Origin of the sequence: Escherichia sp. WS568, from assembly GCF_046486085.1 — a bacterium.
Taxonomy (GTDB): Bacteria; Pseudomonadota; Gammaproteobacteria; order Enterobacterales; family Enterobacteriaceae; genus Escherichia; species Escherichia coli.
Window position 1 is genome coordinate 13160 of record NZ_JBJQMC010000025.1, and the last position, 23271, is coordinate 36430.

The 23271-nt window shown below is 51.8% G+C and carries 21 protein-coding genes; 15 read left to right on the plus strand and 6 right to left on the minus strand.

Translation table 11 applies throughout. The features are described from left to right. Positions 1-7: 7 nt before the first annotated feature. The gene (gene xylR, locus ACJHWR_RS21355; RefSeq protein ID WP_000494484.1) at positions 8-1186 is read left to right on the plus strand and encodes a D-xylose utilization transcriptional activator XylR; all 1179 of its coding nucleotides are present in this window, start codon (positions 8-10) and stop codon (positions 1184-1186) included. A gap of 107 nt (positions 1187-1293) precedes the next feature. Here xylR and ACJHWR_RS21360 read toward each other — a convergent pair whose 3' ends face one another. After that, positions 1294-2118: a protein bax gene (locus ACJHWR_RS21360; RefSeq protein WP_012311944.1), complete on the minus strand. Its 825-nt coding sequence runs from the start codon at positions 2116-2118 to the stop codon at positions 1294-1296. A 319-nt stretch (positions 2119-2437) separates the two neighbouring features. Between ACJHWR_RS21360 and malS the strand changes: the two genes are divergently transcribed. Beyond that, on the plus strand, positions 2438-4468 hold the full coding sequence (malS, locus tag ACJHWR_RS21365) for an alpha-amylase (protein ID WP_000761242.1): 2031 nt from the start codon (positions 2438-2440) through the stop codon (positions 4466-4468). Between the two features lie 177 nt (positions 4469-4645). Then, the gene (avtA, locus tag ACJHWR_RS21370; protein ID WP_000144350.1) at positions 4646-5899 is read left to right on the plus strand and encodes a valine--pyruvate transaminase; all 1254 of its coding nucleotides are present in this window, start codon (positions 4646-4648) and stop codon (positions 5897-5899) included. A 151-nt stretch (positions 5900-6050) separates the two neighbouring features. Here the strand turns inward: avtA and ACJHWR_RS21375 are convergent, their stop codons facing one another. Continuing rightward, complete coding sequence (locus tag ACJHWR_RS21375; RefSeq protein ID WP_012311961.1) at positions 6051-6524, minus strand: 4Fe-4S binding protein; 474 nt, start codon at positions 6522-6524, stop codon at positions 6051-6053. Positions 6525-6625: 101 nt separating this feature from the next. Further along, the gene (gene yiaJ / locus ACJHWR_RS21380; protein ID WP_000514241.1) at positions 6626-7474 is read right to left on the minus strand and encodes an IclR family transcriptional regulator YiaJ; all 849 of its coding nucleotides are present in this window, start codon (positions 7472-7474) and stop codon (positions 6626-6628) included. A 200-nt stretch (positions 7475-7674) separates the two neighbouring features. Here yiaJ and yiaK point away from each other — a divergent pair, with 200 nt between their 5' ends. From yiaK to araD, 9 genes are all read left to right on the plus strand, one after another. After that, positions 7675-8673 carry a 3-dehydro-L-gulonate 2-dehydrogenase gene (gene yiaK / locus ACJHWR_RS21385; RefSeq protein WP_000869042.1) on the plus strand — a complete coding sequence of 333 codons (999 nt, stop codon included), beginning with the start codon at positions 7675-7677 and terminating at the stop codon, positions 8671-8673. Positions 8674-8684: 11 nt separating this feature from the next. Further along, entirely contained in the window at positions 8685-9152 is a 468-nt protein-coding gene (locus ACJHWR_RS21390) for a YhcH/YjgK/YiaL family protein (RefSeq protein WP_000576088.1), read from the plus strand. A 117-nt stretch (positions 9153-9269) separates the two neighbouring features. Beyond that, positions 9270-9743: a 2,3-diketo-L-gulonate TRAP transporter small permease YiaM gene (gene yiaM, locus ACJHWR_RS21395; RefSeq protein WP_000721664.1), complete on the plus strand. Its 474-nt coding sequence runs from the start codon at positions 9270-9272 to the stop codon at positions 9741-9743. 2 nt (positions 9744-9745) lie between these two features. After that, positions 9746-11023, plus strand: a complete 1278-nt coding sequence (gene yiaN, locus ACJHWR_RS21400; protein WP_000279614.1) for a 2,3-diketo-L-gulonate TRAP transporter large permease YiaN — start codon at positions 9746-9748, stop codon at positions 11021-11023. Between the two features lie 12 nt (positions 11024-11035). Further along, the gene (gene yiaO, locus ACJHWR_RS21405) at positions 11036-12022 is read left to right on the plus strand and encodes a 2,3-diketo-L-gulonate TRAP transporter substrate-binding protein YiaO (protein ID WP_000776911.1); all 987 of its coding nucleotides are present in this window, start codon (positions 11036-11038) and stop codon (positions 12020-12022) included. Between the two features lie 3 nt (positions 12023-12025). Next, complete coding sequence (gene lyxK, locus ACJHWR_RS21410) at positions 12026-13522, plus strand: L-xylulokinase (RefSeq protein WP_000196098.1); 1497 nt, start codon at positions 12026-12028, stop codon at positions 13520-13522. Continuing rightward, positions 13519-14181, plus strand: a complete 663-nt coding sequence (gene ulaD, locus ACJHWR_RS21415) for a 3-keto-L-gulonate-6-phosphate decarboxylase UlaD (protein ID WP_000089514.1) — start codon at positions 13519-13521, stop codon at positions 14179-14181. The genes lyxK and ulaD overlap by 4 nt, the downstream gene beginning before the upstream one ends. Next, a complete protein-coding gene (locus ACJHWR_RS21420; RefSeq protein WP_001361569.1) occupies positions 14174-15034 on the plus strand; it encodes an L-ribulose-5-phosphate 3-epimerase in 861 nt (286 codons plus the stop codon). The genes ulaD and ACJHWR_RS21420 overlap by 8 nt, the downstream gene beginning before the upstream one ends. Next, positions 15028-15723 carry an L-ribulose-5-phosphate 4-epimerase gene (gene araD, locus ACJHWR_RS21425; RefSeq protein ID WP_000893145.1) on the plus strand — a complete coding sequence of 232 codons (696 nt, stop codon included), beginning with the start codon at positions 15028-15030 and terminating at the stop codon, positions 15721-15723. Before ACJHWR_RS21420 ends, araD begins: the two co-directional genes overlap by 7 nt. Positions 15724-15754: 31 nt before the next feature. Here araD and ACJHWR_RS21430 read toward each other — a convergent pair whose 3' ends face one another. Beyond that, positions 15755-16570, minus strand: coding sequence for an AraC family transcriptional regulator (locus ACJHWR_RS21430; RefSeq protein WP_000891824.1), 816 nt, complete (start codon positions 16568-16570; stop codon positions 15755-15757). 225 nt (positions 16571-16795) lie between these two features. Here ACJHWR_RS21430 and ACJHWR_RS21435 point away from each other — a divergent pair, with 225 nt between their 5' ends. Then, positions 16796-18196 (plus strand): MFS transporter, encoded by a 1401-nt coding sequence (locus ACJHWR_RS21435; RefSeq protein ID WP_000204817.1) that lies wholly within the window; start codon positions 16796-16798, stop codon positions 18194-18196. 10 nt (positions 18197-18206) lie between these two features. Beyond that, on the plus strand, positions 18207-20165 hold the full coding sequence (locus tag ACJHWR_RS21440) for a glycoside hydrolase family 127 protein (protein WP_053287838.1): 1959 nt from the start codon (positions 18207-18209) through the stop codon (positions 20163-20165). A gap of 129 nt (positions 20166-20294) precedes the next feature. On the opposite strand, the gene ACJHWR_RS21445 is transcribed toward ACJHWR_RS21440, so the two are convergent. Continuing rightward, the gene (locus ACJHWR_RS21445) at positions 20295-21035 is read right to left on the minus strand and encodes a MipA/OmpV family protein (RefSeq protein WP_000906807.1); all 741 of its coding nucleotides are present in this window, start codon (positions 21033-21035) and stop codon (positions 20295-20297) included. Between the two features lie 123 nt (positions 21036-21158). Between ACJHWR_RS21445 and ACJHWR_RS21450 the strand changes: the two genes are divergently transcribed. After that, the gene (locus ACJHWR_RS21450) at positions 21159-22133 is read left to right on the plus strand and encodes a LysR family transcriptional regulator (RefSeq protein ID WP_000164038.1); all 975 of its coding nucleotides are present in this window, start codon (positions 21159-21161) and stop codon (positions 22131-22133) included. Here ACJHWR_RS21450 and ACJHWR_RS21455 read toward each other — a convergent pair. Beyond that, the gene (locus ACJHWR_RS21455) at positions 22130-23266 is read right to left on the minus strand and encodes an HlyD family secretion protein (protein ID WP_000364881.1); all 1137 of its coding nucleotides are present in this window, start codon (positions 23264-23266) and stop codon (positions 22130-22132) included. The two genes, ACJHWR_RS21450 and ACJHWR_RS21455, sit on opposite strands and share 4 nt — an antisense overlap. Positions 23267-23271 lie beyond the last annotated feature (5 nt).

Genomic DNA, 23271 nt, shown 5'->3' on the forward strand with positions numbered 1-23271 from the left:
AAGAACCATGTTTACTAAACGTCACCGCATCACATTACTGTTCAATGCCAATAAAGCCTATGACCGGCAGGTAGTAGAAGGCGTAGGGGAATATTTACAGGCGTCACAATCGGAATGGGATATTTTCATTGAAGAAGATTTCCGCGCCCGCATTGATAAAATCAAGGACTGGTTAGGAGATGGCGTCATTGCCGACTTCGACGACAAACAAATCGAGCAAGCGCTGGCTGATGTCGACGTCCCCATTGTTGGGGTTGGTGGTTCGTATCACCTTGCCGAAAGTTACCCACCCGTTCATTACATTGCCACCGATAACTATGCGCTGGTTGAAAGCGCATTTTTGCATTTAAAAGAGAAAGGCGTTAACCGCTTTGCTTTTTATGGTCTTCCGGAATCAAGCGGCAAACGTTGGGCCACTGAACGCGAATATGCATTTCGTCAGCTTGTCGCCGAAGAAAAGTATCGCGGAGTGGTTTATCAGGGGTTAGAAACCGCGCCAGAGAACTGGCAACACGCGCAAAATCGGCTGGCAGACTGGCTACAAACGCTGCCACCGCAAACCGGGATTATTGCCGTTACTGACGCCCGGGCACGGCATATTCTGCAAGTATGTGAACATCTACACATTCCCGTACCGGAAAAATTATGCGTGATTGGCATCGATAACGAAGAACTGACCCGCTATCTGTCGCGTGTCGCCCTTTCTTCGGTCGCTCAGGGCGCACGGCAAATGGGCTATCAGGCGGCAAAACTGTTGCATCGATTATTAGATAAAGAAGAAATGCCGCTACAGCGGATTTTGGTCCCACCAGTTCGCGTCATTGAACGGCGCTCAACAGATTACCGCTCGCTGACCGATCCCGCCGTTATTCAGGCCATGCATTACATTCGTAATCACGCCTGTAAAGGGATTAAAGTGGATCAGGTACTGGATGCGGTGGGCATATCACGCTCCAATCTTGAGAAGCGTTTTAAAGAAGAGGTGGGTGAAACCATCCATGCAATGATTCATGCCGAGAAGTTGGAGAAAGCGCGCAGTCTGCTGATTTCAACCACCTTGTCGATCAATGAGATATCGCAAATGTGCGGTTATCCATCGCTGCAATATTTCTACTCTGTTTTTAAAAAAGCATATGACACGACGCCAAAAGAGTATCGCGATGTAAATAGCGAGGTCATGTTGTAGCGATGATGAGAATTGTCGGCGTCGCATCAGGTAACTCAGCACAACCACCCGATACGAGCAAAAGCCTTATCCGCCTGACAAGTCGGATAAGGCTCGAGGAAATGCAATTACATATGCGCCGCGATTAACCGTTGGTTATCCTGGTACATTGCGAACAGGTAGTTGTTATAACTCTTCCCTTTGGTCGAGTAGCCCTTCAGCTTGTGAATCATCGCTGTGGCAGTCACTTCCTGATCCGCTTTACGCAGTTGTGCACGCGATTTACGGAACGAAGAGTAAGCCGGGTGCGTATTGAGGTTAGTGACATAGGCGCTCACCGATTCTTTGACAGAACTAAACTGTGAGTACCCTTTCACTTTACCCGGCGCATTGGTACAACGTCCTTTCATGCATTTCATGCCGAACAGGTTGTTGTTGTTGCGCGCCAGCTTCGACGTTCCCCAACCGCTTTCTGCTGCAGCCATCGTCGCCACCATACTGGTAGGGATAATGTCTACGCGTTCAAGGAAAGTATTCCACGGGATTTTTCGCGTATTACCAGACCACTTCACCTTGTAGCGTTTGGCGATGTCTTTCAGACGCGCACGCTCAGCAGGTGACCATTGGCCCTGATACTGTTTTGAAATCAGCCAGTTACGTTCCGCAGTAATGGCCGCATTTTGGCTGGTAATGTAAGGCATTACGGTCCGGAGAAACGCCTTTTTCCTTGGTGTTCCGGAAGGGTATTTTCGCAAATCAGGAAGTGAACTACTCTTTGCACTATTGCGAGAATACTCTTGTTTACTGCTTACCTGTTTATTACTAGCTTTAGTTAAGTGGGACTTTTGACTCGCTGTTGTTGTGTGCGTCTTCGCTAACACCTCACTCGAAAACACCAGAGTGAGTAACATAAGAATCATCGCCCCATATCGTCGTATGGGAGTCAAAATCATCAGGTCTCCTGGTCGGATTTAATCATTCCAACACCTTATATTTTTCACAAATTTGAGAGTTGAATCTCAAATCATATCAAAAATAGCTGTCAAGAGCACCCCAAGGAATAGTCCAAATCTGAAACTATGTCACGAGTTAACGATTCAGATTGGCGCTAAATCGCAGAAAATGTGGGGTTTATCGCAAAATTCAGCCGTTTTTTGCGCGCGATCGCTCACCCTTGCTTCTCATCCTGTGGACTTACCGCTCAGGGATGAGTTTTGTCTGGCTTATCGCTGGCAAACTGTCTGAAATCGCAGCAATAAGGACTCATCCGCCATGAAACTCGCCGCCTGTTTTCTGACACTCCTTCCTGGCTTCGCCGTTGCCGCCAGCTGGACTTCTCCGGGGTTTCCCGCCTTTAGCGAACAGGGGACGGGAACATTTGTCAGCCACGCACAGTTGCCCAAAGGTACGCGTCCACTAACGCTAAATTTTGACCAACAGTGCTGGCAGCCTGCGGATGCGATAAAACTCAATCAGATGCTTTCCCTGCAACCTTGTAGCAACACGCCGCCTCAATGGCGATTGTTCAGGGACGGCGAATATACGCTGCAACTAGACACCCGCTCCGGTACACCAACATTGATGATTTCCATCCAGAACGCCGTCGAACCGGTAGCAAGCCTGGTCCGTGAATGCCCGAAATGGGATGGATTACCGCTCACACTGGATGTCAGCGCCACTTTTCCGGAGGGAGCCGCCGTCCGGGATTATTACAGCCAGCAAATTGCGATAGTGAAGAACGGTCAAATAACGTTACAACCCGCTGCCACCAGCAACGGTTTACTCCTGCTGGAACGGGCAGAAACTGACGCCTCTGCCCCTTTCGACTGGCATAACGCCACGGTTTACTTTGTGCTGACAGATCGTTTCGAAAACGGCGATCCCAGTAATGACCAGAGTTACGGACGTCATAAAGACGGTATGGCAGAAATTGGCACTTTTCACGGCGGCGATTTACGCGGCCTGACCAACAAACTGGATTACCTCCAGCAGCTGGGCGTCAATGCTTTATGGATAAGTGCCCCATTTGAGCAAATTCACGGCTGGGTCGGCGGCGGTACAAAAGGCGATTTCCCGCATTATGCCTACCACGGTTATTACACACAGGACTGGACGAATCTTGATGCCAATATGGGCCGCGAAGCCGATCTACGGACGCTGGTTGATAGCGCGCATCAGCGCGGTATTCGTATTCTCTTTGATGTCGTGATGAACCACACCGGTTACGCCACACTGGCGGATATGCAGGAGTTTCAGTTTGGCGCGTTATATCTTTCTGGTGACGAAGTGAAAAAAACGCTGGGTGAACGCTGGAGCGACTGGAAACCTGCCGCCGGGCAAACCTGGCATAGCTTTAACGATTACATTAATTTCAGCGACAAAACAGGCTGGGATAAATGGTGGGGAAAAAACTGGATCAGAACCGATATCGGCGATTACGACAATCCTGGATTCGACGATCTCACTATGTCGCTGGCCTTTTTGCCGGATATCAAAACCGAATCAACGACCGCTTCTGGTCTGCCGGTGTTCTATAAAAACAAAACGGATACCCACGCTAAAGTCATCGACGGCTTTACCCCTCGCGATTACTTAACCCACTGGTTAAGTCAGTGGGTTCGCGACTATGGGATTGATGGTTTTCGGGTCGACACCGCCAAACATGTTGAGTTGCCCGCCTGGCAGCAACTGAAAACCGAAGCCAGCGCCGCGCTTCGCGAATGGAAAAAAGCTAACTCCGACAAAGCATTAGATGACAAACCTTTCTGGATGACCGGTGAAGCCTGGGGCCACGGCGTGATGCAAAGTGACTACTATCGCCACGGCTTCGATGCGATGATCAATTTCGATTATCAGGAGCAGGCGGCGAAAGCAGTCGATTGTCTGGCGCAGATGGATACGACCTGGCAGCAAATGGCGGAGAAATTGCAGGATTTCAACGTGTTGAGCTACCTCTCATCGCATGATACCCGCCTGTTCCGCGAAGGTGGTAATAAAGCAGCAGAGTTATTGTTATTAGCGCCAGGCGCGGTACAAATCTTTTATGGTGATGAATCCTCGCGTCCGTTCGGCCCCACCGGTTCGGATCCGCTGCAAGGTACGCGTTCGGATATGAACTGGCAGGATGTTAGCGGTAAATCTGCCGCCAGCGTCGCGCACTGGCAGAAAATCAGCCAGTTCCGCGCCCGCCATCCCGCAATTGGCGAGGGCAAACAAACGACACTTTCGATGAAGCAGGGCTACGGCTTTGTTCGTGAGCATGGCGACGATAAAGTGCTGGTCATCTGGGCTGGGCAACAGTGACTTTTCCGGCTTCCCGTTCGTCAGTACCTCGGGAAGCCGCCAACCAGGATAAAATGTCAGCTCTAATCAGCGTTGCAGGATAAAGCACCGCTCCCTCTTCAACAGAGCGATTTGCACCCCAGCAAATGTAGCGTTATTGTTACCTTCCTTGCTACAGAGTTCGACAGATATCCCGCTATGACATTCTCCCTTTTTGGTGACAAATTTACCCGCCACTCCGGCATTACGCTGCTGATGGAAGATCTGAACGACGGTTTACGCACGCCTGGCGCGATTATGCTCGGCGGCGGTAATCCAGCGCAGATCCCGGAAATGCAGGACTACTTCCAGACGCTACTGACCGACATGCTGGAAAGTGGCAAAGCGACTGATGCACTGTGCAATTACGACGGTCCACAGGGGAAAACGGAGCTACTCACACTGCTTGCCGGAATGCTGCGCGAGAAGTTGGGTTGGGATATCGAACCACAGAATATTGCACTAACAAACGGCAGCCAGAGCGCGTTTTTCTACTTATTTAATCTGTTTGCCGGACGCCGTGCCGATGGTCGGATCAAAAAAGTGCTGTTTCCGCTGGCACCGGAATATATTGGCTACGCTGACGCCGGACTGGAAGAAGATCTGTTTGTCTCTGCGCGTCCGAATATTGAACTGCTGCCGGAAGGCCAGTTTAAATACCACGTCGATTTTGAGCATCTGCATATTGGCGAAGAAACCGGGATGATTTGCGTCTCCCGGCCGACGAATCCAACAGGCAATGTGATTACTGACGAAGAGTTGCTGAAGCTTGACGCGCTGGCGAATCAACACGGCATTCCGCTGGTGATTGATAACGCTTATGGCGTCCCGTTCCCGGGTATCATCTTCAGCGAAGCGCGCCCGCTGTGGAATCCGAATATTGTACTGTGCATGAGTCTTTCCAAGCTGGGACTACCGGGTTCGCGCTGCGGCATTATCATCGCCAATGAAAAAATCATCACCGCAATCACCAACATGAACGGCATTATCAGCCTGGCGCCTGGCGGTATTGGTCCGGCGATAATGTGTGAAATGATTAAGCGTAACGATCTGCTGCGCCTGTCTGAAACGGTTATCAAACCGTTTTATTACCAGCGTGTTCAGGAAACTATCGCCATCATTCGCCGCTATTTACCGGAAGATCGCTGCCTGATTCATAAACCGGAAGGAGCCATTTTCCTCTGGCTATGGTTTAAGGATTTGCCAATTACGACCGAGCAGCTCTACCAGCGCCTGAAAGCACGGGGCGTGCTGATGGTGCCGGGGCACAACTTCTTCCCAGGGCTGGATAAACCGTGGCCACATACACATCAATGTATGCGCATGAACTACGTGCCGGAGCCGGATAAAATTGAGGCGGGGGTGAAGATTCTGGCGGAAGAGATTGAACGCGCCTGGGCTGAAAGTCATTAAAAATTGCCTGATGCGCTACGCTTATCAGGCCTACATCATTTCTGCAATATATTGAATTTGGAAGAATTTGTAGGCCGGATAAGGCGTTTAAGCCGCATCCGGCATAAACAAAGCGCACTATTCCTGCGTTAAAAAACGCCGGAAAAACGTTTCAAACAGACTGCTGTCGTAGCCGATGCCGCTGCACTTTCTCGACATCCATGCACTGCAACGCCTTTGTCGGGCAGGCTTCAACACAGGCCGGTCCCGTCGCCCGATGCCAGCACAGATCGCACTTAATCGCCCTCGCCTTTTTGCGCGAAGAAACGACCTCCATCGCACCAAACGGGCAAGCCAGCATACAGCTTTTACAGCCAATGCAACGTGATTGTTCAACGAAAATATGCCCATGTTCACGGCTTATCGCGTCAACAGGGCAGACATTCGCGCACGGTGCATCTTCACACTGATGACAGGCTACTGCCGTGGTCCAGCTGTGGTCTTTAATGACACGAATACGGGAAATAAACTCGTCTGGTGACAACGCAGCGCAATCCTGATTCTCCTGATGCGACACTGCGCAAGCCACTTCACAGGTACGGCAACCGATACATTTCGTCGCATCCGCAATAATAAACCGGTTCATGATCACTCCTTTGCACTAAAACAGCAGAGTGCCAGAGAGCGCGTCTCTACTGCTTTGATCCAACGAAGGAAATGTTAAAGTTTTGGCACTTGTCCAAAGCGTTATGTGATCGCGCCCTGGTCGTCCCTGACAGTAAATCCCAGTTCATTAGAAATAGCCTGCGCGGTTTCACGCAGTGGTTTCAGGAGATTTTTCTCCCCCACCTGTTTCAGACGTGATGTCGAAAGCGAAATCGACACGGCGTACGGCACCCGCCCATGAATATCAAACACCGGAACAGCAATACAGGAGACGCCGAGTTCGTTTTCTTCTCTGTCCATCGCCGCTCCGCTTTCACGAATGTGCGCCAGTTCGTCGAACATCGCGGGCAGCTCGGTAATGGTATTGCGGGTTAACGGCTGGATCTCATGCTGATGGCTTTCCCAGTATGACTTCACGTAGTCCGGGTGACCAAACGCCATGTAGATCTTGCCCATTGCGGAACAGTAGAGCGGCATATGCTGGCCTATATAGGCACGGGTTCGCAGCATCCCGGTTGTGGGTTCCAGCTTATAAATCAAAATAGCGTGATCGTCTTCGCGGCTGGAGAAGTTAATGGTTTCACCAGTGGCGATGTTCAATGCCTCAAGATGCGGAGCGGCGATATGAATGATATTCAGCGAAGACAGCGCCTTCTGCCCGACGGCAATAAATTTGGTGGTCAGGCGGTAACTCCCTGCGGCGGGCGCGGTGGTCACATAGCCGCAGGACTGTAATCCCTGCAATAAGCGATGGACGGTACTCTTATTTAAACCAGCCAGTTCCGAAAGATGCGCCAACGGACAACCGTTTGGATAGTTGCTCAAAATCTCAATCAGCATCAACCCACGAAACAGACTCTGGCTTCCGGCTGGACGCTCTTTTTCCTGCGCCATCTCGTTCTCTTTTTTTCCCATCACTTCTTTCCCCATTTTGTCGCGTCCTGATGGTAGCGCAAAGTGTGCCGTAGTTCACGATCTCGACAGATAATTTATAACCACTTGATTTTTAAGTTTTTTGAAATTCATCAATCAGATTGCTTTGTTAAAAAGTGATCGATATATTTGAAATCAAGTTTCGTATATTGAAATTTTAAGCCAAAAAAGCGTTCAAAAAAACAAGGAAGCCTGGGATGAAAGTGACATTTGAGCAGTTAAAAGCAGCCTTTAATCGGGTCTTAATTTCACGCGGCGTTGACAGCGAAACGGCTGACGCCTGTGCAGAGATGTTCGCCCGCACCACCGAATCCGGCGTTTATTCTCACGGCGTTAATCGTTTCCCTCGTTTCATTCAACAACTGGAAAACGGCGATATCATTCCTGATGCCCAACCCAAACGTATAACCAGCCTCGGCGCAATTGAACAGTGGGACGCCCAGCGTTCGATCGGTAACCTGACAGCGAAAAAGATGATGGATCGCGCCATTGAACTGGCTGCCGATCACGGTATTGGTCTGGTGGCACTACGTAATGCCAACCACTGGATGCGCGGCGGCAGCTACGGCTGGCAGGCGGCGGAAAAAGGCTATATTGGCATTTGCTGGACCAACTCCATCGCCGTAATGCCGCCGTGGGGCGCAAAAGAGTGTCGCATCGGCACCAACCCGCTGATCGTCGCCATTCCTTCTACCCCAATCACCATGGTCGATATGTCGATGTCGATGTTCTCTTACGGCATGTTAGAAGTTAACCGTCTGGCAGGCCGTCAGCTCCCGGTCGATGGTGGCTTTGATGATGAGGGCAATTTGACCAAAGAACCTGGCGTTATCGAGAAGAATCGCCGCATTTTGCCGATGGGCTACTGGAAAGGTTCTGGCATGTCGATTGTGCTGGATATGATCGCCACTCTCCTTTCCGACGGCGCATCGGTTGCCGAAGTCACCCAGGACAACAGCGACGAATACGGCGTTTCGCAAATCTTTATCGCCATCGAAGTGGATAAATTGATCGACGGCCCCACCCGCGATGCCAAGCTGCAACGCATCATGGATTACGTTACTACCGCTGAACGCGCTGACGAAAACCAGGCCATCCGCTTACCCGGCCACGAATTTACTACCCTGCTGGCCGAAAACCGCCGTAACGGCATCACCGTTGATGACAGCGTGTGGGCAAAAATCCAGGCGTTATAAGGAGATAAGCCATGATTTTTGGACATATCGCGCAGCCCAATCCGTGCCGTTTGCCCGCCGCCATTGAAAAGGCGCTCGATTTTCTGCGCACCATCGACTTCAACGCCCTGGAACCGGGCGTTGTCGAAATCGACGGCAAGAATATTTATGCGCAAATTATCGATTTAACCACACGCGAAGCGGTGGAAAACCGTCCGGAAGTGCATCGTCGGTATATCGATATTCAGTTTCTGGCGTGGGGTGAAGAGAAAATCGGCATTGCTATTGATACGGGAAATAATAAAGTCAGCGAATCACTATTAGAGCAGCGCGATATTATTTTTTATCACGATAGTGAACATGAATCATTTATAGAAATGATACCGGGCAGCTACGCTATTTTCTTCCCGCAGGATGTTCATCGACCAGGTTGTATTCTGCAAACAGCCTCTGAGATACGAAAAATTGTGGTTAAAGTCGCATTAACAGCGCTGAATTAATCGAATAATCGTCTACGCCAGAACGCCTGGGTAATGTTATTGCTCTAACTATATTAATAATTTAGGTTGCTGCACATGCAACTTTAATTATGACAGACATAGCCTCAAGGAATAGCTATGAAAAAAATACTTGAAGCAATACTGGCGATTAATCTCGCCGTACTTTCCTGTATTGTGTTTATAAACATTATTTTAAGATATGGTTTTCAGACAAGCATTTTATCTGTAGATGAATTGTCACGTTATTTATTTGTCTGGTTAACATTTATTGGCGCGATTGTGGCTTTTATGGATAACGCCCACGTTCAGGTCACCTTTCTGGTGGAGAAACTCTCCCCCGCATGGCAGCGACGAGTCGCTCTGGTTACCCATTCCTTAATCTTATTTATTTGTGGCGCACTGGCCTGGGGCGCAACGCTAAAAACAATTCAGGACTGGAGCGATTATTCACCGATCCTCGGTTTGCCCATCGGCCTGATGTATGCCGCTTGTCTGCCCACCAGCCTCGTTATCGCATTCTTTGAACTGCGTCATTTATATCAACTCATCACGCGTAGCAATTCTCTAACGTCGCCACCGCAAGGAGCTTAATCATGGCTGTGCTGATTTTTCTGGGCTGTCTGTTGGGTGGTATTGCTATCGGTTTGCCTATTGCCTGGGCACTGTTGTTGTGCGGGGCGGCGTTAATGTTCTGGCTGGGCATGTTTGATGTCCAGATCATGGCACAAACGCTGGTGAACGGAGCCGACAGCTTCTCCCTGCTGGCGATTCCGTTCTTTGTGCTGGCGGGTGAAATCATGAATGCGGGCGGCTTGTCAAAACGCATTGTTGACCTGCCGATGAAACTGGTGGGGCATAAACCAGGCGGGCTGGGCTACGTCGGCGTGCTGGCGGCTATGATTATGGCAAGCCTTTCTGGTTCTGCCGTTGCGGATACCGCCGCCGTTGCCGCTCTACTGGTGCCGATGATGCGCAGCGCCAACTACCCGGTCAACCGGGCGGCGGGGCTGATTGCCTCTGGCGGCATTATCGCGCCAATTATTCCCCCTTCCATTCCGTTTATTATTTTCGGCGTTTCCAGCGGATTATCCATCAGTAAGCTGTTTATGGCGGGCATTGCCCCTGGCATGATGATGGGCGCAACGCTGATGCTTACCTGGTGGTGGCAGGCCAGTCGCCTTAATTTACCCCGCCAGCAAAAAGCAACGATGCAGGAAATCTGGCACTCTTTTGTCTCCGGTATCTGGGCGCTGTTTCTTCCAGTCATCATTATTGGCGGGTTTCGCTCCGGTCTGTTTACCCCTACCGAAGCCGGGGCCGTTGCTGCTTTCTATGCGCTGTTTGTCGCCACAGTTATTTACCGTGAAATGACCTTCGCCACACTTTGGCATGTACTCATTGGCGCGGCGAAAACCACCTCAGTGGTAATGTTTCTGGTGGCCTCGGCACAAGTTTCTGCCTGGCTGATTACCATTGCTGAATTGCCGATGATGGTTTCTGATTTACTGCAACCGTTGGTCGATTCACCGCGTCTGCTGTTTATCGTTATTATGCTGGCTATCCTGATTGTCGGCATGGTCATGGATTTAACGCCGACGGTGTTAATTCTTACTCCGGTATTAATGCCTTTAGTTAAAGAGGCAGGAATCGATCCGATTTATTTCGGTGTCATGTTTATCATTAACTGCTCAATCGGCTTAATTACACCGCCTATCGGTAATGTGCTTAACGTTATTTCAGGGGTGGCAAAACTCAAATTCGATGATGCAGTCAGAGGCGTTTTCCCTTACGTCCTGGTTTTATATTCATTATTAGTCGTATTTGTTTTTATTCCCGATCTCATCATCCTCCCTTTGAAATGGATTAATTAAAAGGAAAATATTATGAAATTACGCTCTGTAACCTACGCATTATTCATTGCTGGCCTGGCTGCATTTAGTACATCTTCAATGGCGGCGCAATCTTTACGTTTCGGTTATGAAACCTCACAAACCGACTCGCAACATATTGCGGCGAAAAAATTCAATGATTTATTGCAGGAGAGAACCAAAGGCGAGCTGAAATTAAAACTGTTCCCGGACAGCACTCTCGGTAACGCGCAGGCGATGATCAGCGGCGTACGTGGCGGCACCATCGATATGGAAATGTCCGGCTCGAATAACTTTGCCGGGTTATCACCAGTGATGAACTTGCTTGATGTCCCTTTCCTGTTCCGCGATACCGCTCACGCGCATAAAACGCTCGACGGCAAAGTCGGTGATGATCTGAAAGCCTCACTTGAAGGTAAAGGACTGAAAGTACTGGCCTACTGGGAAAACGGCTGGCGCGATGTCACCAACTCGCGCGCACCGGTTAAAACCCCCGCCGACCTGAAAGGGCTGAAAATCCGCACCAACAATAGTCCGATGAATATCGCAGCATTCAAAGTCTTTGGCGCTAACCCGATCCCGATGCCGTTTGCCGAAGTCTATACCGGGCTGGAAACGCGCACTATCGACGCTCAGGAACACCCGATCAACGTCGTCTGGTCAGCAAAATTTTATGAAGTACAGAAGTACCTTTCTCTGACGCACCACGCCTATTCGCCACTTCTGGTGGTGATCAACAAAGCGAAGTTTGACGGCTTAACCCCGGAGTTCCAGCAAGCGCTAATTTCATCTGCGCAGGAAGCGGGTAACTACCAGCGCAAACTGGTTGCCGAAGATCAGCAAAAAATCATCGACGGCATGAAAGAAGCGGGCGTGGAAGTCATCACCGATCTCGACCGCAAAGCCTTTAGCGACGCACTGGGGAATCAGGTTCGCGACATGTTTGTTAAAGATGTGCCGCAGGGAGCTGATCTGCTGAAAGCCGTGGATGAGGTGCAATAAACCATGACGCAATACTGGCTGGGGTTAGATTGTGGCGGTAGCTGGCTGAAAGCCGGGCTGTATGACCGCGAAGGCCGGGAGGCAGGCGTGCAGCGCCTGCCGCTGTGCGCATTAAGCCCGCAGCCAGGCTGGGCAGAGCGCGATATGGCAGAACTGTGGCAATGCTGCATGGCTGTCATTCGCACCCTGCTTACTCATTCTGGTGTCAGCGGGGAGCAAATAGTGGGTATCGGTATCTCCGCACAGGGAAAGGGCTTGTTTTTGCTGGATAAAAACGACAAGCCGCTCGGGAATGCTATTTTGTCCTCGGACCGCCGGGCGATGGAAATCGTTCGTCGCTGGCAGGAAGATGGCATCCCGGAAAAACTCTACCCGCTGACCCGACAAACCTTGTGGACCGGGCATCCGGTGTCGCTGTTACGCTGGCTGAAAGAGCACGAACCGGAACGCTACGCGCAAATTGGCTGCGTAATGATGACGCACGACTATCTGCGCTGGTGTTTAACCGGCGTCAAAGGTTGCGAAGAGAGCAATATTTCCGAGTCCAACCTCTACAACATGAGTCTTGAGGAATATGACCCGTGCCTCACCGACTGGCTGGGGATCGCTGAAATCAACCACGCCCTGCCGCCTGTTGTCGGATCTGCCGAAATTTGCGGGGAAATCACCGCTCAGACAGCCGCACTGACCGGTCTGAAAGCGGGTACGCCCGTTGTCGGCGGCCTGTTTGATGTGGTTTCCACCGCACTCTGTGCCGGGATCGAAGACGAATTTACCCTCAATGCGGTGATGGGCACCTGGGCGGTGACCAGCGGCATAACCCGTGGTTTACGTGACGGTGAAGCGCATCCGTATGTCTATGGTCGCTACGTTAACGATGGTCAATTTATCGTTCACGAAGCCAGCCCCACCTCTTCCGGCAACCTCGAATGGTTTACCGCACAGTGGGGAGAAATCTCGTTTGATGAGATTAACCAGGCCGTTGCCAGCTTGCCGAAGGCCGGGGGCGATCTCTTTTTCCTGCCGTTCCTGTACGGCAGCAACGCCGGATTGGAGATGACCAGCGGTTTCTACGGGATGCAGGCCATTCATACCCGCGCACACCTGTTGCAGGCCATTTATGAAGGCGTGGTGTTCAGCCATATGACCCATCTCAACCGGATGCGCGAACGTTTTACTGATGTGCACACCCTGCGCGTCACTGGCGGCCCGGCGCATTCCGATGTCTGGATGCAAATGCTGGCGGACGTCAGCGGTCTGCGTATCGAGCTGCCGCAGGTGGAAGAAACCGGCTGCTTTGGTGCGGCACTTGCCGCCCGCGTCGGCACCGGAGTTTATCGCGATTTCAGCGAAGCCCAACGTGATTTACAGCACCCGGTACGCACCCTGCTGCCGGATATGACCGCACATCAGCTTTACCAACAAAAATACCAACGCTATCAGCATCTCATTGCCGCACTTGAGGGCTTTCACGCCCGCATCAAGGAGCACACATTATGAGCCGACCACTTCTGCAACTGGCCCTCGACCACTCATCACTTGAAGACGCACAGCGCGACGTGATGCTGTTAAAAGGCAGCGTCGATATCGTCGAAGCGGGCACCATTCTCTGTTTAAACGAAGGGCTTGGCGCGGTGAAAGCCTTGCGCGAACAGTGCCCGGATAAAATCATCGTTGCTGACTGGAAGGTCGCCGACGCGGGTGAAACGCTCGCACAACAGGCGTTTGGCGCGGGTGCCAACTGGATGACCATCATCTGCGCTGCGCCGCTCGCGACGGTGGAAAAAGGCCACGCCATGGCGCAACGCTGCGGTGGTGAAATTCAGATAGAGCTGTTCGGTAACTGGACGCTGGACGACGCCCGCGACTGGCATCGTCTTGGCGTGCGGCAGGCCATTTATCATCGCGGTCGCGACGCGCAGGCCAGCGGGCAACAGTGGGGCGAGGCCGATCTGGCACGCATGAAGGCGCTTTCCGATATCGGCCTTGAGCTTTCCATTACCGGCGGGATTACCCCTGCTGACCTGCCGCTGTTTAAAGATATCCGCGTGAAAGCCTTTATTGCCGGGCGGGCGCTGGCAGGCGCAGCAAATCCGGCGCAGGTGGCTGGCGATTTCCATGCACAAATTGATGCCATCTGGGGAGGTGCGCGTGCGTAATCATCCGTTAGGGATTTATGAAAAAGCGCTGGCGAAAGATCTCTCCTGGCCGGAGCGGCTGGTGCTGGCAAAAAGCTGTGGCTTTGATTTTGTCGAAATGTCGGTGGATGAAACCGACGAACGGCTCTCACGTCTTGACTGGAGCGCCGCACAACGTGCTTCGCTGGTCACTGCGATGATCGAAACGGGTGTTGCCATTCCGTCAATGTGCCTGTCTGCCCATCGTCGTTTTCCCTTTGGCAGCCGGGACGAGGCAGTGCGCGAACGGGCGCGGGAAATCATGAGTAAAGCGATTCGCCTGGCGCGCGATCTCGGCATTCGCACCATCCAGCTGGCAGGTTATGACGTCTATTACGAAGACCACGACGAAGGCACCCAACAACGTTTTGCTGAAGGGCTGGCGTGGGCAGTCGAACAGGCGGCGGCATCACAAGTAATGCTGGCGGTGGAGATTATGGATACCGCGTTTATGAACTCCATCAGCAAATGGAAAAAATGGGACGAGATGCTCGCCTCGCCGTGGTTCACCGTCTACCCGGACGTCGGCAACCTCAGCGCCTGGGGCAATGATGTTCCCGCCGAACTGAAACTGGGCATTGACCGTATCGCCGCGATCCACCTGAAAGACACCCAGCCAGTGACCGAGCAAAGCCCCGGACAGTTCCGTGATGTGCCGTTTGGCGAAGGCTGCGTCGATTTCGTTGGCATCTTCAAAACGCTGCATGAACTGAACTATCGCGGATCATTTCTGATTGAGATGTGGACCGAAAAAGCCAAAGAGCCGGTGCTGGAGATTATTCAGGCGCGGCGCTGGATTGAAGCGCGTATGCAGGAGGCCGGATTTATATGTTAGAGCAACTAAAAGCCGACGTGCTGGCGGCGAATCTGGCGCTTCCCGCTCACCATCTGGTGACGTTCACCTGGGGCAATGTCAGCGCGGTAGACGAAACGCGGCAATGGATGGTAATCAAACCTTCCGGCGTCGAGTACGACGTGATGACCGCCGACGATATGGTGGTGGTTGAGATAGCCAGCGGTAAAGTGGTGGAAGGCAGCAAAAAGCCCTCGTCCGACACGCCAACGCATCTGGCGCTTTACCGTCGCTATGCCGAAATTGGCGGTATTGTGCATACCCACTCGCGCCACGCCACCATCTGGTCGCAGGCCGGGCTGGATCTCCCCGCCTGGGGCACCACGCACGCTGATTACTTCTATGGTGCCATCCCCTGCACGCGACAGATGACCGCAGAGGAGATCAACGGCGAGTATGAATACCAGACCGGCGAAGTGATCATTAAAACCTTCGAAGAACGTGGGTTGAACCCGGCACAAATCCCGGCTGTACTGGTGCATTCTCACGGCCCGTTCGCCTGGGGAAAAAACGCCGCCGATGCGGTGCATAACGCCGTGGTGCTGGAAGAGTGCGCCTATATGGGCCTGTTCTCGCGCCAGCTTGCACCGCTGCTCCCTGCGATGCAAAACGAACTGCTGGATAAGCACTACCTGCGTAAACATGGGGCCAATGCCTATTACGGGCAGTAATCTCTCAGACCGGGGCTTCATCGCCCCGGCACTACGAATTGATATGTTCCTTGCTGTAACGCCGCTTCCACGCTGCTGGCGTTAAACCGGTGTGCTTGCGAAAAATCTGCCGGAAATAGCCGACGTCATTAAACCCGCACAACGCCGCCACTTCCGTGAGCGATCGCGCTTCGCTAATTAACAGCTTTTCGGCTTCGCGCACTCGCTGGCGGTGGATTGCTTCTGTTAACGTCAGATGAAACACCCGCCGATAGACGCGCCCAAGATAATCGGCATTGCAGTACAGCTCGCGGGCTAAAAGCGCCGTGGAAAGCGGGCGGTGATATTGCGTGCGAATCAGTTTCTGCGCTTTCCAGGCAAGGGTGGTGCCTGCACCATCGGCCTGTTCATCAAGACGCGCGTCACGGGTGAGCTGCTGCAAAATCAGCAGCACAATAAACTCCAGCGCCGGAGTGCGTTGATGCTTTTCCTGTTCGCTTAAGAACTGGCGAAACAAGGCCACCAGCACCTGCGGATCGGCAACCTTAGTTTGTTGCGGCACGCTAAGATGAGTGAGCCAGCGCGGGTCGCTATCCGGCGCTTTAACCTCAAAATGCAGCCAGTAAAATTTGAGATCGGCGGGAAAATCCTCTACCCCAACATGCTGTCGGTTCGGCCAGAGTAATAAACTCTCTCCCGCATCGACCAGAAATATCCGCTCTTCTTCCTGAATCGCTAATCGACCTTTTTCGACAAAGATAATTTCCCATGACTCCAGCCGCCTTGCCGGATGCCTCCCTACGCCACGGGAAATAAATAATCCACCATTTTGCACTTTAATCGGTAACGTCATGGATAATTCGAGCATTGATATGTAATTTTCCGCTTATTCATTAATGATTAAACACATTACCTTTTGATTATTAATCAAAAACATTAATTTCACCTGATCCAATTCACACTTTTAAATTCAGGTCGGAATCGTCACCTTTTTTTACTCTTTTCTCGCCTTGTTGATATTCCCGTTCACGGCAGAATTAATCATGTCATTGCAATAAAACTAAAAATTGCTCCCTATTCACGAGGAATATCTATGACCTCTACACCGATTACTACCGCTGATATCGCTAAAGGTAAAATTGACGATGCGTTATCTGTACGGGAAAAAATAGGCTACGGCCTGGGTGACGCAGGCGGCACCGTAATAACTTGCCTGATCATGAACTTTCTCACCTTTTTCTACACCGACGTTTTTGGCTTAACTCCGGCGCTGGTCGGCACGCTGTTTATTGCACTGCGCGTGTTTGATGCCATCTCCGACCCGGTGATGGGCGTCATTGCCGACCGGACGCAAAGTCGCTGGGGGCGCTTTCGTCCGTGGCAGTTGTGGATTGCCATTCCCATCGGCATTATCGGCATCCTGACGTTCACCGTGCCAGATGCCAGCATGGGAGTAAAAATCGCCTGGGCGTTCGGCACTTACCTGCTCCTTTCAGTCGGTTATACCGCCATCAACGTGCCGTACTGCGCGCTGATCAACACCATGACCACCCGCCACAATGAAGTGATCTCCTGCCAGTCCTGGCGATTCGTTCTCTGCGGCGTGGCGGGATTTCTGGTTTCGGTAGGCTTACCGTGGATGGTAGATCTCTTCGGTCAGGGTAATGCCGCGCGCGGCTATCAACTGGGCGTCGGCGTGCTGTGCGCCATCGCTGTGGTGATGTTCCTGTGCTGTTTCTTCTGGGTTCGTGAACGGGTGCCACTCTCCACAATGGGGAAATTTACCCTGCGCGAACATCTTGCCGGGCTGCGGAACAACGACCAACTGCTGCTGATGCTGGTCATGTCTTTCCTGCTGATTAACGTCTTTAATATTCGCGGCGGTGGGTATATGTACTTCATTACCTACGTCTTACAAGGCAGTACGGGCTACACGTCGCTGTTCTTCACTATGGTCACCTTCGCCTCCATTATCGGCTCGGTGATTGTCAGCCCGTTAACGCGGCGTTTCGATACCGTCAAAATTTATTACTACACCAACCTGCTCCTCGCTGCGCTGGCGGTGTTGATGTGGTTCCTGCCCTCCAGCCCGGCTTATCAAACGCTGTGGCTGGCGGTGATCCTCGGTAATGGCGTGATTCTTGGCTTCACATTGCCATTGCACTTCTCATTGATGGCCTTTGCCGATGACTACGGCGAGTGGAAAACCCGCGTACGTTCTTCCGGCATGAACTTCGCCTTCAATCTGTTTTTCATCAAGCTGGCCTGGGCCTCCAGCGCCGGGATCATCAGCCTGCTGTTTATTTTTGTCGCCTACCAGCCAGGCGTGGAAAACCAGACCGCCAGTTCGCTTGGCGGGATCACAGCAATGGAAACATTGCTGCCTGCGCTGTTCCACCTGCTGCTGGCGATGGCGATCCGCTTTTGCAAACTCAATAACCCTATGATGTCACGCATTGCTAGCGACCTGCGTCAGCGTCATGTACAGCCTTAAGGAGCACAAGATGAACATTTCGGAAGTCGATCTGCATAAACTGACGGTCAGCGATCCGTTCCTCGGTCAGTACCAACAACTGGTCCGCGATGTGGTGATTCCTTATCAGTGGGACGCCTTGAACGATCGTATCCCAGAAGCGGAACCCAGCCATGCGATTGAAAACTTTCGCATTGCCGCAGGACTGCAAGACGGTGAATTTTACGGGATGGTGTTTCAGGACAGCGACGTCGCCAAATGGCTGGAAGCGGTAGCCTGGTCGCTGTGCCAGAAGCCGGACGCCGAACTGGAAAAAACCGCCGACGAGGTGATTGAACTGATCGCCTCCGCCCAGTGTGAAGATGGCTATCTCAATACTTACTTTACGGTAAAAGCGCCCGAAGAACGCTGGAGCAATCTGGCGGAGTGTCATGAACTTTACTGCGCGGGTCATCTGATTGAAGCCGGAGTCGCCTTCTTCCAGGCTACGGGCAAGCGGCGCTTGCTGGAAGTGGTTTGCCGTCTGACCGATCATATCGACAGCGTATTTGGTCCAGATGAAAGTAAGTTACACGGTTATCCTGGTCACCCGGAAATTGAACTGGCACTAATGCGCCTGTATGAAGTGACCGAAGAGCCGCGCTACCTGGCGCTGACGAACTATTTTGTCGAACAGCGTGGTGCGCAACCGCACTATTACGACCAGGAATATGAAAAGCGCGGGCAGACCTCGCACTGGCACACCTACGGCCCGGCGTGGATGGTGAAAGACAAAGCCTACAGCCAGGCACATTTGCCCATCGCACAGCAGCAAACCGCCATTGGTCACGCGGTACGTTTTGTCTACCTGATGACCGGCGTCGCGCATCTCGCGCGTTTAAGTCACGATGAAAGCAAGCGTCAGGATTGCTTGCGGCTGTGGAACAATATGGCCCAGCGTCAGTTATATATTACCGGCGGCATTGGCTCACAGAGCAGCGGTGAAGCGTTCAGCAGCGATTACGATCTGCCGAATGACACGGTATACGCCGAAAGCTGTGCTTCCATCGGCCTGATGATGTTCGCCCGGCGAATGCTGGAAATGGAAGGCGACAGTCAATATGCCGATGTGATGGAGCGCGCACTGTACAACACCGTGCTCGGCGGCATGGCGCTGGATGGCAAACATTTCTTCTATGTGAATCCGCTGGAAGTACATCCAAAATCGCTGAAATTCAACCATATCTACGATCACGTTAAGCCGATCCGCCAGCGTTGGTTTGGTTGCGCTTGTTGTCCGCCAAATATCGCCCGCGTGCTAACCTCGATTGGTCATTATCTCTACACGCCGCGTGAAGATGCGTTGTATATCAACATATACGCAGGAAACAGCATGGAAGTGCCGGTAGAAAATGGCACGTTGCGCCTGCGGGTTAGCGGAAACTATCCGTGGCAGGAACAGGTGACAATTGCGGTTGAATCGCCCCAGCCGGTGCGTCATACGCTGGCTTTACGTCTGCCGGACTGGTGCACACAGCCGCAGATTACATTGAATGGGGAAGAGGTCGAGCAGGATATTCGTAAAGGGTATTTGCACATTACCCGCGAATGGCAGGAGGGCGACACGCTGAATCTGACGTTGCCAATGCCGGTACGTCGCGTTTACGGTAACCCGCTGGTGCGTCACGTCGCCGGAAAAGTGGCGATTCAGCGCGGCCCGCTGGTGTATTGCCTGGAACAGGCCGACAACGGCGAGTCACTGCATAACCTGTGGCTGCCCGCCGATGCGCCATTTACGACATTTGAAGGCAAGGGATTGTTCCGCCATAAGATCTTAATCCAGGCACCGGGTTACCGGTATGAACAGAGCAATCCAGAGCAGCAACCGCTGTGGCATTACGACTATGCCCCAGCCAAACGCCAGCCGCAAACTCTGACATTTAGCTGGGCTAACCGGGGTGAAGGCGAAATGCGGATCTGGGTGAATGAGGAAAAGCATTGCCATCCGTAGGTTGGATAAGGCGCTCGCGCCGCATCCACCGTAGGGTGCACATTGCCTGATGCGGCGCTTAACGCGTCTTATCAGGCCCACGAGTCGGTGCGAGAACGTAGGCCAGCCGCACCGACATCCACCGGTGAATTAAAAACGCCAGCTCACGCCGGTGACAAAGGTAAAACTCTCATTACGATCAACCATCGGGCTGTCGGTAATCTCTTCCGGCAGCTCGCTGTATCCGGCGCTCGCCATCAATACGACGTGCTCTCCTATCGGGTATTTTGCCGTCAGGCTGACATAGGGCACCCAGGCATCCTGCGCGGAATAACTTGCCAGACCGCTACGACGGGACTCACTCTCTGAAATGCCATAGTAATAGTCACTGAAATTCTCGTCATAATAGAGAACGCCCAGCGCAGGTGTCAGCGACAGGCGACCTATCTGCATTTTGTGGAATACCGATAGCTCACCCACCCAGCCGTTGCTGTTATCCAGAACGTCCGCAGCCGCAGAGGCTTTCACGGTTCCCCAACGCTCGTGGTGATACCAGGCAACCCCCGCCATAGCCGTACTATCACGCTTATCAAGCTGTTGCATGGCATAATCGTCATTATCGGCAGGGTCAAATTCCAGCGGCATCCAGGATGCGGTCAGGCTAAGTTCATTTTTTTCACTTTGCGACAGAATAAAACCTAACGTGGTCTGACGAACATAAAAAGAATCACCTTCATAACTAATCAGCGGAATTGCCTTTGTATTTTCATTATAACCGCGATAAGGCGATTCATTATAAGCCGCACCAGCACCAATGGATAATTCAGAAGCAGTTGCGCTTGCCATAAAAGGCAACGCAAATAACGCCACAATATTGCGGTTAATTAACATGTCCGGTATTCCATTTTAAAATAAGATAAAAAAGAGTCGGCATAGTAATGCTTACAATTTCTCCGGTGCAAGATTCATATTTATATAGTAATATATAAAATTATATATAATTGGGCTGTTGCGATGACAAAATTACAACTTAAGTACCGGGAGTTAAAAATTATCTCGGTAATCGCTGCCAGTGAAAATATCAGCCATGCCGCGACTGTACTTGGCATCGCACAGGCCAACGTCAGCAAATATCTTGCTGATTTTGAATCAAAAGTGGGTTTAAAAGTCTTTGACCGAACCACCCGACAGCTGATGCTCACACCTTTTGGCACCGTGCTGTTACCGTACATCAACGACATGCTGGACAGAAACGAGCAGCTTAATAATTTTATTGCAGATTATAAGCATGAGAAACGTGGTCGGGTCACTATCTATGCACCAACCGGCATAATTACCTATTTATCCAAACATGTAATCGATAAAATTAAAGATATCGGTGATATCACCTTATCGCTAAAAACCTGCAATCTTGAGCGTAATGCCTTTTATGAAGGCGTCGAATTTCCCGATGATTGTGATGTTTTAATCAGCTACGCCCAACCAAAAGATGAATCGCTGGTTGCCAGTTTTATTACCCAATATGCCGTAACCGCTTATGCCAGCCAGCGCTATCTTGAGAAACATCCCATTAGCCGTCCTGACGAACTCGAACATCACTCCTGTATTTTGATCGACTCGATGATGATCGACGACGCGAATATCTGGCGCTTCAACGTCGCCGGGAGTAAAGAGGTGCGGGATTATCGCGTGAAGGGAAATTACGTTTGCGACAACACGCAATCTGCGCTGGAGCTGGCACGAAATCACCTGGGGATTGTGTTTGCGCCAGACAAAAGTGTGCAGAGCGACCTGCAAGACGGCACGCTGGTGCCCTGCTTTCAGCACCCGTATGAATGGTGGCTGGATCTGGTGGCTATCTTCCGTAAACGGGAATACCAGCCCTGGCGGGTCCAGTATGTGCTGGATGAAATGCTGCGTGAAATTCGCCACCAGCTTGCTCAGTCGCAGCAACTGCGGCCTGAACAAGCGGCGGAAAGCGAAGATTAATGATCGAGATAAAGGTAATGCACCCAGCTGGTCATGCGTAACAGTACTTTGCGCATCACCGAGACATGGCTGAAATGATCAGAGTAGACCGCCACCTGGGCGTAAATACCGTCTGGTAATGCGCTCAAATCAGTATGCTCATCCAGTTCAATGGTCGCGATAACGCCATCTGAACCCGGCGCTGTGTTTAACGTCTGTAAGGTGCCGGTCGACTGATAAGCTCCGCCGGGAACGGCTGGACTAATGGCTGCCAGCTTACCGCTGAATACCTTACCTGGCAGAGCATTAAACACCACTTCCGCATCGTCGCCAGGAGCCAGTCGCAGCAAGGAGTTCTGACGGAACTGCGCCACGATTTGTCGTTTCTGATCGGGTATAAACACCATCACCGGACGTAGCGGCAGCGACGCGGCATAGGTACCCGGACGAATCAGTACCTGGGTCACATAACCATCGCTCGGCGCACGCACTATCGTCTGCTCAAGGTTATATTTTGCTTCCGCGAGCTGCGCTTTCAGGCTGGCGATTTGAGAATGTTCACCCAACACCAGGCTATCCAGCTGGCTCAGGATCTGTTTTTGTTCCGCCGCCGATGACTTCACGGAGGCTTCCTGCGCCAGATAATTTTGCCGCGCCACATCGATATCGCGTTCTGAAAACGGGTTTACTTTCGCCTGACTGCCGCGTGCGTAACGCTGATACTCTTTAGCGAATTTATCCCGCGTGGCCTTTGCCTGCTGAGTATTCGCCGCCATCTCATCTAACTCTGCGCCCAACGCCCGCTGTTTATGTTCTGCGGTAACGATATCCGCCATCAGCCGATCCACCCGCGCCTGATAACGCGTCGGGTCCAGTCGAAATAGCACCTCACCTTTTTTAATCAGCGTATTTTTCTTGTCCGTCACTTCGATCACCACGCCTGTCACCTGTGGGACAACAGGAATAGAAATAACCGCTTTTTGCGCTTTAAAGGTATACGGATGGTTATAGTTCATTAACAGAATTAGACCGCTGACAATAAATATGCCTCCCAGGGCCGCTGTGGGAATGGTCCATTTATTTACAGGAATTTTAAAGATCTTAAACATTGCCCATGCGAAAGCCACATAGGTTAAAATAATCAGTAAATCCATAAGTA

Bases quoted from the DNA above. Each gene is read 5' to 3' on its own strand.
- xylR (WP_000494484.1), top strand. From the start codon at position 8: ATGTTTACTAAACGTCACCGCATCACATTACTGTTCAATGCCAATAAA.
- ACJHWR_RS21360 (WP_012311944.1), bottom strand. From the start codon at position 2,118: ATGATTTTGACTCCCATACGACGATATGGGGCGATGATTCTTATGTTA.
- malS (WP_000761242.1), top strand. From the start codon at position 2,438: ATGAAACTCGCCGCCTGTTTTCTGACACTCCTTCCTGGCTTCGCCGTT.
- avtA (WP_000144350.1), top strand. From the start codon at position 4,646: ATGACATTCTCCCTTTTTGGTGACAAATTTACCCGCCACTCCGGCATT.
- ACJHWR_RS21375 (WP_012311961.1), bottom strand. From the start codon at position 6,524: ATGAACCGGTTTATTATTGCGGATGCGACGAAATGTATCGGTTGCCGT.
- yiaJ (WP_000514241.1), bottom strand. From the start codon at position 7,474: ATGGGGAAAGAAGTGATGGGAAAAAAAGAGAACGAGATGGCGCAGGAA.
- yiaK (WP_000869042.1), top strand. From the start codon at position 7,675: ATGAAAGTGACATTTGAGCAGTTAAAAGCAGCCTTTAATCGGGTCTTA.
- ACJHWR_RS21390 (WP_000576088.1), top strand. From the start codon at position 8,685: ATGATTTTTGGACATATCGCGCAGCCCAATCCGTGCCGTTTGCCCGCC.
- yiaM (WP_000721664.1), top strand. From the start codon at position 9,270: ATGAAAAAAATACTTGAAGCAATACTGGCGATTAATCTCGCCGTACTT.
- yiaN (WP_000279614.1), top strand. From the start codon at position 9,746: ATGGCTGTGCTGATTTTTCTGGGCTGTCTGTTGGGTGGTATTGCTATC.
- yiaO (WP_000776911.1), top strand. From the start codon at position 11,036: ATGAAATTACGCTCTGTAACCTACGCATTATTCATTGCTGGCCTGGCT.
- lyxK (WP_000196098.1), top strand. From the start codon at position 12,026: ATGACGCAATACTGGCTGGGGTTAGATTGTGGCGGTAGCTGGCTGAAA.
- ulaD (WP_000089514.1), top strand. From the start codon at position 13,519: ATGAGCCGACCACTTCTGCAACTGGCCCTCGACCACTCATCACTTGAA.
- araD (WP_000893145.1), top strand. From the start codon at position 15,028: ATGTTAGAGCAACTAAAAGCCGACGTGCTGGCGGCGAATCTGGCGCTT.
- ACJHWR_RS21430 (WP_000891824.1), bottom strand. From the start codon at position 16,570: ATGCTCGAATTATCCATGACGTTACCGATTAAAGTGCAAAATGGTGGA.
- ACJHWR_RS21435 (WP_000204817.1), top strand. From the start codon at position 16,796: ATGACCTCTACACCGATTACTACCGCTGATATCGCTAAAGGTAAAATT.
- ACJHWR_RS21440 (WP_053287838.1), top strand. From the start codon at position 18,207: ATGAACATTTCGGAAGTCGATCTGCATAAACTGACGGTCAGCGATCCG.
- ACJHWR_RS21445 (WP_000906807.1), bottom strand. From the start codon at position 21,035: ATGTTAATTAACCGCAATATTGTGGCGTTATTTGCGTTGCCTTTTATG.
- ACJHWR_RS21450 (WP_000164038.1), top strand. From the start codon at position 21,159: ATGACAAAATTACAACTTAAGTACCGGGAGTTAAAAATTATCTCGGTA.
- ACJHWR_RS21455 (WP_000364881.1), bottom strand. From the start codon at position 23,266: ATGGATTTACTGATTATTTTAACCTATGTGGCTTTCGCATGGGCAATG.